Annotated in this window: 12 protein-coding genes; 5 read left to right on the forward strand and 7 right to left on the reverse strand. The window is 63.8% G+C overall.

Translation table 11 applies throughout. From position 1 onward, the window contains the following. Nucleotides 1–33: 33 nt before the first annotated feature. Nucleotides 34–1,452 (reverse strand): amino acid permease, encoded by a 1,419-nt coding sequence (locus AC6I6U_RS30885; RefSeq protein ID WP_497879716.1) that lies wholly within the window; start codon nt 1,450–1,452, stop codon nt 34–36. Between the two features lie 503 nt (nt 1,453–1,955). Between AC6I6U_RS30885 and AC6I6U_RS30890 the strand changes: the two genes are divergently transcribed. Further along, entirely contained in the window at nt 1,956–5,057 is a 3,102-nt protein-coding gene (locus AC6I6U_RS30890; protein WP_497879717.1) for a transglycosylase domain-containing protein, read from the forward strand. A gap of 178 nt (nt 5,058–5,235) precedes the next feature. Here AC6I6U_RS30890 and AC6I6U_RS30895 read toward each other — a convergent pair whose 3' ends face one another. Beyond that, a complete protein-coding gene (locus AC6I6U_RS30895) occupies nt 5,236–5,757 on the reverse strand; it encodes a C40 family peptidase (protein ID WP_497879718.1) in 522 nt (173 codons plus the stop codon). A gap of 211 nt (nt 5,758–5,968) precedes the next feature. On the opposite strand from AC6I6U_RS30895, the gene AC6I6U_RS30900 reads away from it, so the two are divergent. Together AC6I6U_RS30900 and AC6I6U_RS30905 are read left to right on the forward strand one after the other, a co-directional pair. After that, nucleotides 5,969–6,556, forward strand: coding sequence for a PadR family transcriptional regulator (locus tag AC6I6U_RS30900; RefSeq protein WP_497879719.1), 588 nt, complete (start codon nt 5,969–5,971; stop codon nt 6,554–6,556). Beyond that, entirely contained in the window at nt 6,553–7,335 is a 783-nt protein-coding gene (locus AC6I6U_RS30905; RefSeq protein WP_497879720.1) for a siderophore-interacting protein, read from the forward strand. Before AC6I6U_RS30900 ends, AC6I6U_RS30905 begins: the two co-directional genes overlap by 4 nt. 240 nt (nt 7,336–7,575) lie before the next feature. On the opposite strand, the gene AC6I6U_RS30910 is transcribed toward AC6I6U_RS30905, so the two are convergent. Genes AC6I6U_RS30910 through AC6I6U_RS30920 form a run of 3 tightly spaced genes read right to left on the reverse strand, consistent with a single transcriptional unit; the run spans nt 7,576 to nt 8,750 of the window. Continuing rightward, entirely contained in the window at nt 7,576–8,250 is a 675-nt protein-coding gene (locus AC6I6U_RS30910; protein WP_497879721.1) for a Pr6Pr family membrane protein, read from the reverse strand. Nucleotides 8,251–8,259: 9 nt separating this feature from the next. After that, nucleotides 8,260–8,484, reverse strand: coding sequence for a VF530 family protein (locus AC6I6U_RS30915; RefSeq protein WP_497879722.1), 225 nt, complete (start codon nt 8,482–8,484; stop codon nt 8,260–8,262). Further along, nucleotides 8,481–8,750: a hypothetical protein gene (locus tag AC6I6U_RS30920; RefSeq protein ID WP_497879723.1), complete on the reverse strand. Its 270-nt coding sequence runs from the start codon at nt 8,748–8,750 to the stop codon at nt 8,481–8,483. The genes AC6I6U_RS30915 and AC6I6U_RS30920 overlap by 4 nt, the downstream gene beginning before the upstream one ends. 2 nt (nt 8,751–8,752) lie before the next feature. Between AC6I6U_RS30920 and AC6I6U_RS30925 the strand changes: the two genes are divergently transcribed. Further along, nucleotides 8,753–10,777 (forward strand): TonB-dependent receptor, encoded by a 2,025-nt coding sequence (locus AC6I6U_RS30925; RefSeq protein ID WP_497879724.1) that lies wholly within the window; start codon nt 8,753–8,755, stop codon nt 10,775–10,777. A 613-nt stretch (nt 10,778–11,390) separates the two neighbouring features. Beyond that, nucleotides 11,391–13,784, forward strand: a complete 2,394-nt coding sequence (locus AC6I6U_RS30930; protein ID WP_497883141.1) for a glucose/quinate/shikimate family membrane-bound PQQ-dependent dehydrogenase — start codon at nt 11,391–11,393, stop codon at nt 13,782–13,784. Between the two features lie 146 nt (nt 13,785–13,930). Here the strand turns inward: AC6I6U_RS30930 and AC6I6U_RS30935 are convergent, their stop codons facing one another. Continuing rightward, entirely contained in the window at nt 13,931–14,353 is a 423-nt protein-coding gene (locus AC6I6U_RS30935) for a group I truncated hemoglobin (protein ID WP_497879725.1), read from the reverse strand. Next, nucleotides 14,353–15,219, reverse strand: a complete 867-nt coding sequence (locus tag AC6I6U_RS30940) for a DUF3034 family protein (RefSeq protein ID WP_497879726.1) — start codon at nt 15,217–15,219, stop codon at nt 14,353–14,355. The genes AC6I6U_RS30935 and AC6I6U_RS30940 overlap by 1 nt, the downstream gene beginning before the upstream one ends. Nucleotides 15,220–15,221 lie beyond the last annotated feature (2 nt).

Below are 15,221 nucleotides of genomic sequence, written 5' to 3' on the forward strand. Positions count from 1 at the left end.
ACTCGACCGGGGCTTTGTTTTTCCAACTGCCGATTACCTGACCGGGTCGGCGACTGGCGGCATGTCGTTCGGTTGCAACTTGAACACATGGAACAACAGCGTCAGCAGCACCAGGAAGGCCGGGCCGATATATAGCGCGACGCGGGTGTCGGGGAAGTACGCCATCAGGCCGACCACCAGCACCAGGAACGCCAGCGCCAGGTACGAGCTGAGCGGATACAGCCACATCCGATACTGCAGGCCTGCGACCTGGGAGCTGCTCAGCCCTTTGCGGAATTTCAGCTGGGCCAGCAGGATCATCACCCAGGTCCAGATCGCGCCGAAGGTGGCGATGGAGGTCACCCAGACGAACACCTTCTCCGGTACCAGGTAGTTGAGCAGCACGCCCAGCAGCAAGGCCCCGATCGACAGCAGCAGGGCGCGGCGTGGCACGCCATTGCTTGAGGTCCTGGCGAAGGTCGCCGGAGCCTGGCCGTTCTGCGCCAGGCTGTAGAGCATGCGCCCGGTGCTGAAGATGCCGCCATTGCACGACGACAGCGCGGCAGTGATCACCACGAAATTGATGATGCCGGCGGCGGTCTTGATCCCCAGGCGCTCGAAGGTCATCACGAACGGGCTGCCCTGGGTGCCGATGGCGTTCCACGGGTAGATCGAGAGGATCACGAACAGGGCACCGACGTAGAACAGCAGGATGCGCCAGAACACCGAGCCGATGGCATTGGGAATGGTCTTCTGCGGGTTGCGCGCCTCACCGGCGGTCAGGCCGATCATTTCCACGCCCAGGTAGGCGAACATCACCATCTGCAGCGACATCAGCACGCCGCTGACACCGTTGGGCATGAAGCCGCCGTGGGCCCACAGGTTGGAGATGCCGAGGGCCACCCCGTCGTTTCCGAAGCCGAAGGCGATCACCCCGACACCGCCAATCACCATGGCAATGATGGTGACGATCTTGATCAGGGCGAACCAGAACTCGAACTCGCCAAAGGCCTTGACCGCGATCAGGTTGATGGTGCCCATGCTCACCAGCGCCGCCAGCGCCCAGATCCAGCGCGGCACGTCGGGGAACCAGACGCCCATGTACACCGCGACAGCGGTGATCTCCGCGACGCAGGTCACCAGCCACAGGAACCAGTAGTTCCAGCCGGTGAGAAAGCCCGCCAGCGGGCCGAGATAGTCCTGGGCATAACGGCTGAAGGAGCCGGCCACCGGGTTGTGCACGGCCATTTCGCCAAGGGCGCGCATGATCACCAGGATCGCCAGGCCACCGATGATGTAGGAGAGCATGATCGCCGGGCCAGCCATTTCGATGGCCTTGGCCGAGCCGAGGAACAGGCCGACACCGATACAGGCGCCAAGCGCCATCAGCCGGATGTGCCGTTCACCGAGTTCACGTTTGAGTGGGCCGCCGTTAGCGGTCTCGCCGCAGGGTGGATGGGTGCCAACTGGCATGGGGACAACCTCGTCTTGTTATTGGGTATGAACCACCGAACAAGGGAGCGACGGACGGGTAAGCCCGGTCTCCCGACAGCGGGACCGCGTCGTGAGCGGCCCCGTCCCACGGGAAAAATCTGCGGGATCGGCGGGGCGTGCAGTATAGAAAGCCGACGGCAGGGCTTTTCACTCTAAACGCTGGAAGATTCAGCGGGAAATCTCGGCAAAAGCGCGGAAAGCAGAGGTGCATTAGCTGGCTGAAGCCGGTACTGCCGTACGAAAAACGCGGGCGAGTATTGCACGCCAGGGAGGTGACGTCATGCCTGCACCTTTTACCGCTGGCGAATTTCCCGGCAGGCCGGCCACGACGCGGGACAGACGTCGTGTTCCCGACGCCGTCCTGGCAAACCACGGCCATGTGTAGGAAATAACTGACCGTGTTAACAAAATTTTCGCGGTTCAGTCACAGCGTCTAAGCTTCAGGCAAGTGCGATCAATCTGCGTGAATGGATGAATCGACTATGGGCGCTCTGTGGAACTCCGATTCGACCGGGACTGTGACCGCAACCGACAGTCCGGATGAAGCGCCCGTCCCGAAAAGACCACGTCGGCGACGACTCTGGTGGCGACTGTTCTGGTTGGTGCTGTTGATCGCAGTGCTGCTGCTCGGTTTCGCCGCCTCCCGCGAGATGCGTACCGCCAAACTCCAGGCCCGGGAGATCAGCCGCTTTGCCAGTGACCTGGGCTACACCATGGCCCAGGGCCCCAGCGACTCAATGCTCTATCCCGGCGCCGGTCCCTTCGACAAGCGCCTGGGCTACAGCGACCTGGGCACCTTTCTTGGCCGGCTGGCCAAGCGCGGCTACCTGGTCGAGACGCAGGCGCGCTTCTCCCCGGCCCTGCTCGACTACGGCAAGGCCGGCTTCTTCGTGCCCTACGCGGAAAAGATCCAGGCCGGGCTGTCGATCACCGACTGCCGCGGCGCCGACCTCTACCAGTACAACTACCCGCAGCAACTCTACGCGAGCTTCTCGGCCATTCCGCCACTGGTGGTCAACAGCCTGCTGTTCATCGAGAACCGCGACCTGCTCGACCCCGACCAGCCCCAGGCCAACCCTGCGGTGGACTGGCCGCGCTTCGGCAAGGCGGTGCTGTCGCAGATCGCCAAGGTCCTGCATGTCGGCGGCCAGAGCGCTGGCGGCAGCACCCTGGCGACGCAACTGGAGAAGTATCGACACTCGCCGGATGGCCTGACCCTGTCTGGCGGCGAGAAGATCCGCCAGATGATTTCCGCCAGCGTGCGGGCCTACCAGGGCGGACCGCAGACCCTGGCGGTGCGACAGGACGTCGTCCGCGACTACCTCAATAGCGTGCCGCTGTCGGCCGTGCCGGGGCATGGCGAGGTGCATGGCCTGGCCGAGGGGCTGCGGGTCTGGTACGGCGCGGACTTCGCGGCGGTCAACAAACAGTTGAACAGCACCGCCAACGATCCGCAGAGCCTGGCCAGGCGCGGTCTCGCCCTGCGCGAAGTACTCTCGCTGATGATCGCCCAACGCCGGCCCTCCCACTACCTGGCCAAGGGTCGCGACGAACTGGCCGAACTGACCGACAGCCACCTGCGCCTGCTCGCGCAGAATGCGGTCATCGATGCCCAGTTGGCCGATGCCGCCCTGGCGAGCAAGGTCAGCTACCGCGACTGGATCCAGGAGCCGACGATCCAGCCCGTCGAATCGAACAAGGGGATCAGCACCGCCCGCAGCCGCCTGGCGGCGATGCTCGACCGCCCACTCTATGACCTCGACCGGCTCGACCTGTCGGCCACCAGCACCCTGCAGGCGGATCTGCAGGGCCAGGTCAGCGACTACCTCAAGCGCCTGGCAAATCCCGACTTCGCCAAGTCCATCGGGCTGCTCGGCGACCGCCTGCTCACTGCCAACAGCACCCAGCAGGTGCGCTACAGCTTCACCCTGTTCGAGCTGACCCCGGACAGCTACCGGGTGCGGGTGCAGACCGACAGCACCGACCAGCCATTCGACATCAACGAAGGCAGCAAGCTGGAACTGGGCTCCACCGCCAAGCTGCGGGTGCTGACCACCTACCTGCAGATCATCGCCGAGCTGCATGATCGCTACGGCGAGCAATCCCCGGCGCAACTGAAAAAAGTCGAGGTTGACGACCAGGACCGGCTCACCCGCTGGGCTGTCGACTACCTGGCCCAGAACAGCGACCGCAACCTGCCCGCCATGCTCGACGCGGCGCTGAACCGGCAGTATTCGGCGAGCCCCGGCGAAAGCTTCTTCACCGGCGGCGGCATGCACCGCTTCCACAACTTTCGCAACGAAGACAATGGTCGCAGCCCGACCCTGCTCGATGCCCTGCGCGAGTCGATCAACCTGCCCTTCATCCGCCTGATGCGCGACCTGGTGCGCTACAGCACCTACCAAGGCCCGAACAACAGTGCCGAGTTGCTCAAGGACGACGACAACCCGCGTCGGCAGGAATACCTGGCGCGTTTCGCCGACCGGGAAGGCACGGCGTTCATGCTGCGGTTCTGGAAAAAGTATCGGAACAAGGATTCCCAGGAGCGCCTGGACACCTTCCTCGACAGCATGCACCCGACGCCGATTCGCCTCGCGGCGGTGCATCGCTACCTGCTGCCGGAGGCGCCGCAGAAGGCATTCAATACGTTCGTACGGGCCCACCTGAAGACCGAGAAGGTCAGCGACGAGCGCCTGGCCAAGCTCTACCAGGGTTATGGCCCCGGCGCCTATGACCTGCCGGACCAGGGCTATATCGCCAAGGTCCACCCGCTCGACCTGTGGCTGCTGGGCTATTTGCTGAAAAATCCACAGGCCAGGTTCAGCCAGGCGGTCGCCGCCAGCGAGTTCGAACGCCAGGAAGTCTATGGCTGGCTGTTCAAGAGCAAGCACAAGAGTGCCCGCGACAGCCGGATCCGGGTAATGGTCGAGATCGAGGCGTTCCTCGATATCCACCGGCGCTGGCAGCAGGTCGGCTATCCGTTCGATCATCTGGTGCCGTCGCTGGCGACCGCCATCGGCAGCTCCGGTGATCGCCCGGCAGCGTTGGCCGAACTGACCGGCATCATCCTCAATGACGGCGTGCGCCTGCCGACCCTGCGTATCGACAGCCTGCACTTCGCCGCCGATACACCGTACGAAACGCAACTGGTCAACGATCCGGGCAAGGGTAAGCGGGTGATGCCATCGGAAGTGGCCACGGCCCTGCGCGGAGCCTTGTCGCAGGTGGTCGATGCGGGCACCGCACGGCGGGTGTCAGGCAGCTTCAAGCAGCCTGACGGCACGTCGCTGGCCATGGGTGGCAAGACCGGCACCGGGGATAACCGGATCGAGAGCATCGGCACCGGCGGACGGGTGCTGAATTCCAAGTCGATCAATCGCACCGCGACGTTCGTCTTCTACATCGGCGCCCATCACTTTGGCACCCTGACCGCCTTCGTTCCCGGACGCTCGGCCGAGAACTTCAAATTCACTTCGGCGTTGCCGGTGCAGGTACTCAAGGGCATGGCACCGATCCTGACTGCCTACCTGCAGCCGGACAGCAATACGCTGTGCAAGCCACAAAACGTTGCACACCTGGAGTGAAGGATGGCCGCCTGCGACGGATCGCCAGCAAGCCGGCTCCCACAGCAGCCTTGTGGGAGCCAACTGTCTTTGATCCATCGCACAGGCTCCCAGGAACTGCGGCAAACGCCGCATAACTACGGGAGCCGGCGTCCCGGTTTATCCGCGAAGAGGCCAGCAAGAACAACACCTCTACCCTTCAGTTGGCACTGTGAAACCGCTTCGCCAGGGTGTAGCTCTTTTTCCAGTAGGAATTGCTCAGTGAGTCGATGCGCACGGTCTTGCCGCTGCGCGGTGAGTGAATGAACTTGCCTCCACCCACGTAAAGCCCGACATGGCTCACATTGCCCTGGCCATTGCGGTTGAAGAACACCGCATCGCCAGGCTTCAGGCTGCCACGCTGGATGGTCTTGGCACTGGAGCGACGCATGCCCACCGTGGTCCGGGGCAAGCTGATATCGGCTTCGTGCTGGAACAGGTAGACCAGCAACCCACTGCAATCGAACCCCTTGACCGACATGCCTCCCCATCGATAGGGCGTACCGATCAACTGGTGGGCACGGTCGATGACATTACTGATCGATGACTGCGAATCCACTTCGGTGGCCCGGGTCTTGGCGACCTTGGCCGGAGAGTGCTGCACAGGATTGAGGCTGGCCTGGGCTGACCAGGAGCCCGCCAGGAACCACAGTGACAGCACGACTGGTAATAACCGGGACATGATAAACACCGCCTTTTTGAAACCTGGCGGCATGGTACGGAGCGGTCCCACGCTTGCTCAGAGTGCTTTTCGCAAGCTCATGTAGGAATAACCTCCAAAGGACACAAGAAAAAACAACAACTCTGCCGTCGACGCACGCTCGTCGGTTTTTCTTGCCTCAGAATTAAGATATATCTTAAGGTATATCTAAGACACAGAGGAGAAAGAGAAAATGAGAGAGCATCACCCACACCCTCCCCACCACCGCGAATTCGGCGACGGCCACGACGGCTTCGAACGTCGCCCCGGTCGCGAGCGCGGCGGCCGCGGCCCCCGTGTATTCGCTCCGGGAGACCTGAAGCTGCTGTTACTGGCCCTGATCGCTGAACAGCCCTGCCACGGCTACGACCTGATCCGCCAGATCGAGGGCATGTTCGACGGGGCCTACAGCCCGAGCCCTGGCGTGATCTACCCGACGCTGACCTTCCTCGAGGAAAGCGAACTGATCAGTGGCGACGCCGAGGGCGGGAAAAAGCGCTATGGCGTGACCGACGCCGGTCGCCAGTTCCTGCTCGAACAGGCTGTTGCCCTGGATGGCGTGCGCACCCGAATCGATGTCAGCAAGCGTTCCCTGCGTGGTCATGACCGGCCACCGGAAATCCACGAAGCCGTGCACAACCTGCGTCACGCCCTGCAGATGCACCACGGGCGCTGGAGCCCGGAGGAAATCCTGCGGGTCCGCGACCTGCTGAACAACACCGCCAAGGCCATCGTCGATGGCCCCGTATCCGCCCAGTCCAGTTCGGAGAAAGCGCAATGAATGCCGTCAACCAGCAAGGAATTCACCGGGTCATGCACGAGATCAAGCGCCGCCGCCTGGAGGTGCTTAGGGTGCAGGACCTGACGCCACGCATGCGCCGTATCACCCTCGGCGGTCCGGAACTGGCGGGCTTCATCAGCCTGGGCAGCGACGACCACGTCAAACTGTTCTTCCCACAGACCGCCGCCGAGCAGGCGACCCTGGAAACCCTGGTGATCGGTGCCAAGGACAGCGGCCCGATGCCCGCCATGCGCGATTACACGCCACGGCGCTACGACCTGGAGCTGGGTGAACTGGATATCGATTTCGTCCTGCACGGCGATGGCCCTGCCTCGACCTGGGCGGAGCAGGCTGCGCCCGGCCAGTTCCTCAATATCGGTGGGCCGCGGGGTTCACTGGTGGTCCCGGATATCTTCGACAGCTACCTGCTGGTCGGCGACGAGACCGCCCTGCCGGCCATTGCCCGGCGCCTGGAAGGCCTGGCCGCCAACCGACGGGCGCTGGTGGTGGTCGAGGTGGAGAATGAGGCGGAGCAGCAGGCGCTGCACAGCCCGGCACAGGTCGAGGTGATCTGGGTACGGCGCGACGCGCCAGGGCAGGACCTGCTGCAAACCGTTGAACAACTGACCCCGCCGAGCGGCAGCCTCTACGCCTGGGTCGCCACCGAGGCGGCACTGTCGCGCAAGGTCCGTCGGGTAATACTCGATACCCATGGCCTGGATGAAGAGTTCGTCAAGGCCGCGGGCTACTGGCGGTTGGACGGCAGCGCCGAAGACTGAGCCCTGGAAACAGGCCCGCGCTCAAAGGCGGGCCGACTGTGGCGGGGCCGACCGTGGCAGGGCCGACTGTGGCGAGCGGGCTTGCCCGCGCTGGGGTGCGTAGCAGCCCCAAAATCTGCCCCTCAATCCCCCTGGCAGATCCGGCCAGCCGGGCTTGGGACCGCCTTGCGGTCCAGCGCGGGCAAGCCCGCTCGCCACAACCGGCTCACTAGACACAACAAGTCCGCTCGCCACAGACCATTATGAGCGCCGCCGGCCACACCAGCGATCCACACCGATCAGCACCAGCGCCACCAGCACGAGCCCCAGCAGGATCTGCCCGGCATTGACCAGCACCTGGGGATAACCCAGCCGGTCGACATCGATGAAGGGATATGGATACGCGCCAATCAGGTGCCCGCGCAGCAACACATAGCCGAAATACACCAGCGGATAGACCAGCCATGGCAAGACCTGCCAGAACCGCAAGGTCCCCTTGGGCACGCAGTTCCACCAGTAGATCACGAACAGCGCCGGCATCACGTCATGCAGCAGCTCATCTGCCAGCCACTGAAAGCCCTGGGGATGCCACAACGGCCGCAGCAGCAAACTGTAGGCCAGCCCCACCACGACGATATGGGCGGCGATCGCCGTGCGCACCGATGGCCTGAGAAAAAATCGTCGTCCCGCCGAATCCCGCGAGGTCACTTCACAGGTCAGCACTACCGCCACCAGGGTGTTGGTCAGCACGGTAAAGAAACTGAAGAAGGTGACCAGCCCGCCCAGCAGACTCGCCCCGGCCTGCCAGCGGGCAATCAGGATCAGGTACATCTGGATGGCCAAGCCGCCCCAGCCCAATACCGCCGCCGTCAATAACACAGCATGCGAGCAGGCACAGCGCAAACGTGGATGGCCCGGCACGCCGTTCGATTCCACGATCGGCACTCAGCGCTTGGTGCGCATCAGCTTCACGTACAAGCGCTCGACCTTCTCGCGCGCCCACGGTGTCCTGCGCAGAAAGGTCAGGCTCGACTTGATGCTTGGATCGCTCTTGAAGCAACGGATATCGATGCGCTCGGCAAGACCCTGCCACTCGTAGTGGGCCACCAGGGAGTTGAGGATCTGCTCCAGGGTCACCCCATGCAGCGGGTTGTTGGATGTTTCGGTCATGCCGAGCCTTCAATGAGGAAATGGAACAAGGCGCGCACCATAGCCGAGCCCTTCGCCAGGGGGAAGGGCCGCGGCAGAGCAGGTTGGTCCGAGACGGCCCAATCGTCCTCGGTGGAGTCTAGCCCGCTGGAAATACGTTGACGGGAGAGTGTTTTCAAATTGACAAAATATGTTACGTTATAACAAACCATAATCATTCGTCGGGCATCCCCGTCACCCGCCTGCTCTTTCACATCAAAGATGCGCTTCGCGCCGCAAGGAAACATCGATGTCCCTCTCCTCCCCCCTGCGTACCCGCCTGACTCCGCTGGCTGCCGCCCTGCTGATGGCGGGTCCGGTCCACGCCCTGGAACTGCAACCCCAGGTCATTACCGCCAACCCGCTGGGCAATGAACAAACCGCCGCACCGAGCACCGTGCTCGAAGGCGACGAGCTGACCCTGCAGCAGCAAGGCAGCCTCGGTGAAACCCTGAACAAGCAACCAGGCGTGTCCTCGTCCTACTTCGGTCCGGGGGCCAGCCGGCCGATCATCCGCGGCCAGGACGGCGACCGTATCCGCCTGCTGCGCAACGGCGTCGGCGCACTGGATGCCTCGGCCCTGTCCTATGACCACGCCGTCCCACTGGACCCGGTCAACGTCGAGCGCATCGAGATTGTCCGCGGCCCGGCCGCGCTGCTCTACGGTGGCAGTGCCATTGGCGGGGTGGTCAACACTTTCGACAACCGCATCCCCACCAGCCCCGTCGATGGCATCCACGGGGCCGGCGAACTGCGCTACGGCGGCGCCGACACCACCCGCAGCAGCGCCGGCAAGCTGGAAGCCGGCGACGGCACCTTCGCCCTGCACCTGGATGCCAACGCCCGTGAGTTCAACGACCTGCGCATCCCCGGCTACGCCCGCAGCAGCAATGCGCCAGCCAGCGAGGACGGCCCGGGCCGCAAGGGGCGCCTGGGCAATAGCGACGGGCGCCAGGACGGTGGTGCCGTGGGTGGTTCCTACAATTGGGATAACGGCTATGCCGGGCTGTCCTACAGCAACTACGACAGCAACTACGGTTCCCCTGCCGAACAGGATGTGCGCATCCGCATGAAGCAGGATCACTACGCCTTCGCCTCGGAAATCCGCAACCTGCAGGGACCGTTCAGCTCGGTAAAACTCGACGCCGGCTACACCGACTACGAGCACCGGGAAATCGAGGGCGGCGAAGTCGGGACGATTTTCAAGAACAAGGGGTACGAGGCGCGGGTCGAGGCCCGTCACCTGCCCATCGGCCCATTCAACGGGGTGGTGGGTGCCCAGGTCACGCGCAACGAGTTCTCCGCACTGGGTGAGGAAGCCTTTGTCCCGCAGACCGATACCGACGCCGGCGCACTGTTCCTGCTGGAAGAACTCAAGGCCAGCGAACGCCTGACCTTCAGCCTCGGCGGCCGCCTGGAGCACACGCGGATCGATCCGGATTCCAAGGGCAACGAGCGTTTTGCCAGTGCCGACCGCAGCAACAGCTTCACCGCCGGCAGCCTGTCTTCCGGTGCGGTCTACCAACTGACGCCGGTCTGGGCCCTGGCCGCGACCCTCGGCTACACCGAGCGCGCGCCAACCTTCTACGAGCTGTACGCCAACGGTGCCCACGTCGCCACCGGCACCTATGAAGTAGGCAGCGCCAACCTGTCGAAGGAAAAAGCGGTGTCCAGCGACCTCGCCCTGCGCTTCGACAACGGCACCCACAAGGGCAGCTTCGGCGTGTTCTACAGCCACTTCTCCAACTACATCGGCCTGCTGGGCAGTGGACGTACGCTCAACGACGAGGGCGAGGAAGATGCCGACGGCATTCCCGAATATCGCTACTCCGGCGTACGGGCCCGCTTCGCCGGGTTCGAGGCCCAGGATCACTGGAAACTGGGTGAAGGCACCTACGGCAAGTTCGCCCTGGAACTGTCCGGGGATTACACCCGCGCCACCAACCTCGATACTGGCGAGGCCTTGCCGCGGATCGCTCCGCTGCGCTTGAACAGCGGCCTGCTGTGGGAACTGGATCGCTGGCAGGCACGGATCGATGTCGAGCATGCTGCAGGACAGGGGCGGGTTCCGGCCAATGAGTCCGGCACTTCGGCCTACACCACCTTCGGTGCCAGTGCCGGGTATCACTTCGATATCGGCAGCAGCCAGTGGCTGGCGTTCGTCAAGGGCGACAACCTGACCAACCAGACCGTGCGCTACGCCAGCTCGATCCTGCGCGACATTGCCCCGGCGCCAGGTCGCAGCATCGAAGTCGGCCTGCGTACCACCTTCTGACACGTCAGCATCAGGCTCGCTCCTCTGCGCAAGAGGGCAAGCCTTCCTCTGGCAAAGGGCACGCCCTCCTGCTCAGGGGGACAAGCCTCCACCTGTGGCGAGGGGGCTTGCCCCCGCTGGGCTGCCAGGCAGCCCCAGATCCGGCCGACGCAGTCTGCCTGATCGAACGGGTTTGCAGATTTCAGGGCTGCTGCACAGCCCAGCGCAGGCAAGCCTGCTCGCCACAAGCGGTCAACTCCCCCTCAGCATCACCCTCAGACTTTTACCGAATCTGAAATGATCCATGTCAAGGAACGCGCTGTTTCCCGGCCCGACATGGGTTTATCCTTTAAGAGCTAACAACTGAATCGTTTAATCAGCGGTATTGCCTGCTGAAACGCCCCGGCTCTCACTCTCGACTTCCCGCCCCGCAGCCAGGCTCCACGGCTGCTGCACCTGCGTGGAAGTCGTCCCCGAGCGATTTATCTGAACCAAGCCCGCGCCAGATCGTCATCTACAGTGATTACAGCGCGGGATACCTTCAACATCACGGAGAAACCAAACCATGAGCACTGACCGTGCCTCGAGTCGAGGCCGCCTGCTACCGAGCCTGCTCGGTATCGTGCTGCTATTGATGGGCTTGGCCCTGCTGGCCGGTGGGATCAGGCTGAGCCTGCTGGGCGGCTCGCTGTACTATCTGCTGGCCGGTATCGGTCTGCTGCTGACCGGCGGCCTGTTGCTGGCGGCCCGCCGGGCCGCCCTGGGCCTCTACGCGCTGGTGCTGTCCGCCAGTACCCTCTGGGCCCTGTGGGAAGTCGGCCTGGACTGGTGGCAACTGGTGCCACGCCTGGCCCTGCTGTTCGCCCTCGGCATCGTCATGCTGCTGCCCTGGTTCCGCCGGCCGTTGCTGCACAGCGGCACCGCGCCGATGGGCACCGGCGCCCTGGGCGTGGCCGTGGTCCTGGCTGGCGCCACCGCCGTCGCCAGCCAGTTCACCAACCCCGGTGAAATCAAGGGCCAGCTCGACCGCGACAGCGTCCCCGGCATGAGCAACACCGCGCCGAAGATGGCCGACGGTGACTGGAACTCCTACGGCCGCAGTGCCCATGGCGACCGCTATTCGCCGCTGGCCCAGATCACCCCGCAGAACGCCCACAAGCTGGTACCGGCCTGGACCTTCCGCACCGGTGATATCCCCGGGCCGAACGACCCCGGTGAAACCACTGCGGAAAACACCCCGCTGAAGGTCAACGGCATGCTTTATGTGTGCACGCCCCACAGCCAGGTGATCGCCCTCGACCCGGATACCGGCAAGGAAATCTGGCGCTTCGATCCGAAACTGTCCACGCAGAAGGCGGCCAACTTCAAAGGCTGGGCGCACATGACCTGTCGTGGCGTGGCCTATCACGATGACAACGCCTACATCGCCAGTGCCAAACCGTCGACAACCGACGCCTCCGCCACCGCATCGCTGGCGGCCGATAACGCGCCAGGCGGCCGCCTGGTCGCCACCGGCCAGGAAAACCAGTGCCCACGGCGGATCTTCCTGCCCACCGCCGATACCCGCCTGATCGCCCTGAACGCCGACACCGGCAAGATGTGCGAAGACTTCGGCGACAAGGGCCAGATCGACCTCGGCGCCAACATCGGTACCTTCGCCCCTGGTGGCTACTACTCCACCTCGCCACCGGCGGTCACCCGCAACCTGGTGGTGATCGGTGGCCATGTCACCGACAACGTCTCCACCGACGAGCCGAGCGGCGTGATCCGCGCCTTCGACGTGCACACCGGCAAACTGGTGTGGAACTGGGACAGCGGCAACCCGGACGACACCACCCCGATCGCCCCGGGCAAGACCTACACCCGCAACTCGCCGAACATGTGGTCGATGTTCGCCGTCGATGAAAAACTCGGCATGCTCTACCTGCCGATGGGCAACCAGACACCGGACCAGTTCGGTGGTAACCGCACGCCCGACTCGGAGAAATTCAGCGCCGGCCTGACCGCCCTGGATATCGACACCGGCCATGTTCGCTGGACCTATCAGTTCACCCACCACGACCTGTGGGACATGGACGTCGGCGGCCAGCCGACCCTGATGGACCTCAAGACCGCCGACGGCGTGAAGCCGGCCGTGCTGGCTTCGACCAAGCAAGGCAGCATCTACGTGCTCGACCGCAGCAATGGCCAGCCGATCGTGCCGATCAACGAGATCCCGGTACCACAGGGCGCAGTCGCCGGCGACCACACCTCGCCGACCCAACCGAAGTCCGACCTCAACTTCATGCCGCCGCCGCTGAAAGAGCGCGACATGTGGGGCGTGACCCCGTTCGACCAGATGCTCTGCCGGATCGACTTCAAGTCGCTGCGTTATGAGGGTCCGTTCACCCCGCCATCGTTGCAGGGCTCGATCGTCTACCCCGGCAACTTCGGCGTGTTCGACTGGGGCGGCATTTCGGTGGACCCGGTGCGCCAGGTCGCCTTCGTCAACCCGAGCTACATGGCCTTCCGCTCCAAGCTGATCCCGGCGGCGGAAATCGCCTCGCAGGGCCCACGCAAGAGCGAAACCGAGGGCGTCCAGCCGAACAAGGGCGCACCATACGGGGTAGTACTCGAAGCACTGCTGTCGCCAATGGGCCTGCCGTGCCAGGCACCAGCCTGGGGTTATGTCGCGGCGGTCGACCTGACCACCCACAAGACCCTCTGGATGCACAAGAACGGCACCGTGCGTGACAGCTCGCCGGTACCGATCCCACTGAGCATGGGCGTACCCAGCCTGGGCGGGACATTCACCACTGCCGGTGGCGTAGCGTTCCTCAGCGGCACCCTGGACCAGTACCTGCGGGCCTATGACGTGAAGAACGGCAAGCAGTTGTGGGAAGGCCGCCTGCCAGCAGGCGCCCAGACCACGCCGATGACCTACACCGGCAAGGATGGCAAGCAGTACGTGCTGGTGATGGCTGGCGGGCACGGCTCGCTGGGCACCAAGCAAGGTGACTACGTGCTGGCGTACAAACTGTCCGAATAAGCTTTAGTTTGGATATGAAAAAAGCGGCCTTCAGGCCGCTTTTTTCATGCTCATGAGAATCGTGCCGTCAACTCGGGCTGACCAGTGATTTCTTCTTGCAGAGACCTTCGTCCCGCCCGTCCGCCACACAACTCTCCCGGATCAGCCTAGTGCTCGATCACTTCGCCGCGCATCGGCGCCAGCCGCGCAATCAGACGGTTCTGCACCCGCACCGGGATGCCCTGGGCGTCCATCGCCGCGATCAGGTCTTCCACCAGCGCGTTGAAATCGCTGGGGCTGACGTTCTGGCCCTTGTGGCTGTCGGCCATGGTGTCGCCGGTGTAGACACAAGGTCCACCGGACTCGACGCAGAACTGCTCGACCAGCTTGTTGCGCAGGCGCACGATGTCGATCTTGCGAAAACGCTCGGAGATCCGCGAGTCATGGGCGATGTTCAGCAACATGCCTTCGACGATCCGGGTAATCCCCGCGCGCTCGCCGAGGTCACGGTAGAGGCTATCATCCTTGGGTGGCTGCTGGGCGCACCCGGCCAACAGCAAAGCCACCAGCAACAGTTTCAGACCCCGCATCAGAAACTCCCCTGTACGGACAGATAGGTGCCGTTCTGGTTATCCAGCGTGGCAATTTCACCCAGCCGAGCATAGGCCAGGACAAAGGACAGGTGTTTATTGGGGAAATAGCCGATGAACACATCGGCCCAATCACTTTCGCCGGCGAATGAAAGGTTGTCCGGCTTCTCCCGGTATTCCACCCCCACCGCCCAACGCGGATTGAACAGCACCGCCACGGAGCCTTCCTTGAGCACGCTGCGGGTATCGCGACGATCGCCGCCGAAGCCCATCAGCCCCAGTTCGTTGGCCCGACTGTAGCGCACGCCGCCATTGACCAGCACGTTGTAGCCAAAGGCCGCGCCCATGAACAGGCGGCTGGCGGTCAGGTAACCCTCCACATCCTGGTCACGCTTGGCACCGACCAGTTCGGGAATGTCGAAGTTGGTCTGGTGCTTGTACTCCAGCCCCAGGGACACCTGTGGCAGGGTGTCGTAGATCAGGTCGCCGAACAGCCGGACCTTGAGGCCGATGATGTCCTGTCCCAGATGGTCCTCGGGCAGGTTCAGCTTGTGCACCAGCGACCCCAGGTCAAAGCGCTGCCGGGCGAAGGACACTTCCACCCGATTGTCGTAGGAGGCGGCCAGCCCGACCACGTCGAGCCGGTAATCCGGGATATTGACAGTGGTAGCGAACGCCGTGGCGCCCCACTCGTTCTTTTCGCCATAGCCGGCCAGCACCGCCCACGGCGTGATTCCGCCGCCCGCCGCGCCTTCCACGCTACTGGCGCCGCCGGTGGCGATCAGGCGGCCGTTATCGGCCTGGGCAACATTGATTCCCAGGCCGAGCAGGCCCAGCAGGCACAACAGGGAATAACGACGTTTCATAG

This window comes from Pseudomonas sp. UTLPPB19802, from assembly GCF_059730225.1.

Coding starts and splice junctions, on each gene's coding strand:
- AC6I6U_RS30885 (WP_497879716.1), bottom strand. CDS start 1,452: ATGCCAGTTGGCACCCATCCACCCTGCGGCGAGACCGCTAACGGCGGC.
- AC6I6U_RS30890 (WP_497879717.1), top strand. CDS start 1,956: ATGGGCGCTCTGTGGAACTCCGATTCGACCGGGACTGTGACCGCAACC.
- AC6I6U_RS30895 (WP_497879718.1), bottom strand. CDS start 5,757: ATGTCCCGGTTATTACCAGTCGTGCTGTCACTGTGGTTCCTGGCGGGC.
- AC6I6U_RS30900 (WP_497879719.1), top strand. CDS start 5,969: ATGAGAGAGCATCACCCACACCCTCCCCACCACCGCGAATTCGGCGAC.
- AC6I6U_RS30905 (WP_497879720.1), top strand. CDS start 6,553: ATGAATGCCGTCAACCAGCAAGGAATTCACCGGGTCATGCACGAGATC.
- AC6I6U_RS30915 (WP_497879722.1), bottom strand. CDS start 8,484: ATGACCGAAACATCCAACAACCCGCTGCATGGGGTGACCCTGGAGCAG.
- AC6I6U_RS30920 (WP_497879723.1), bottom strand. CDS start 8,750: ATGTTTCCTTGCGGCGCGAAGCGCATCTTTGATGTGAAAGAGCAGGCG.
- AC6I6U_RS30925 (WP_497879724.1), top strand. CDS start 8,753: ATGTCCCTCTCCTCCCCCCTGCGTACCCGCCTGACTCCGCTGGCTGCC.
- AC6I6U_RS30930 (WP_497883141.1), top strand. CDS start 11,391: ATGGGCTTGGCCCTGCTGGCCGGTGGGATCAGGCTGAGCCTGCTGGGC.
- AC6I6U_RS30935 (WP_497879725.1), bottom strand. CDS start 14,353: ATGCGGGGTCTGAAACTGTTGCTGGTGGCTTTGCTGTTGGCCGGGTGC.
- AC6I6U_RS30940 (WP_497879726.1), bottom strand. CDS start 15,219: ATGAAACGTCGTTATTCCCTGTTGTGCCTGCTGGGCCTGCTCGGCCTG.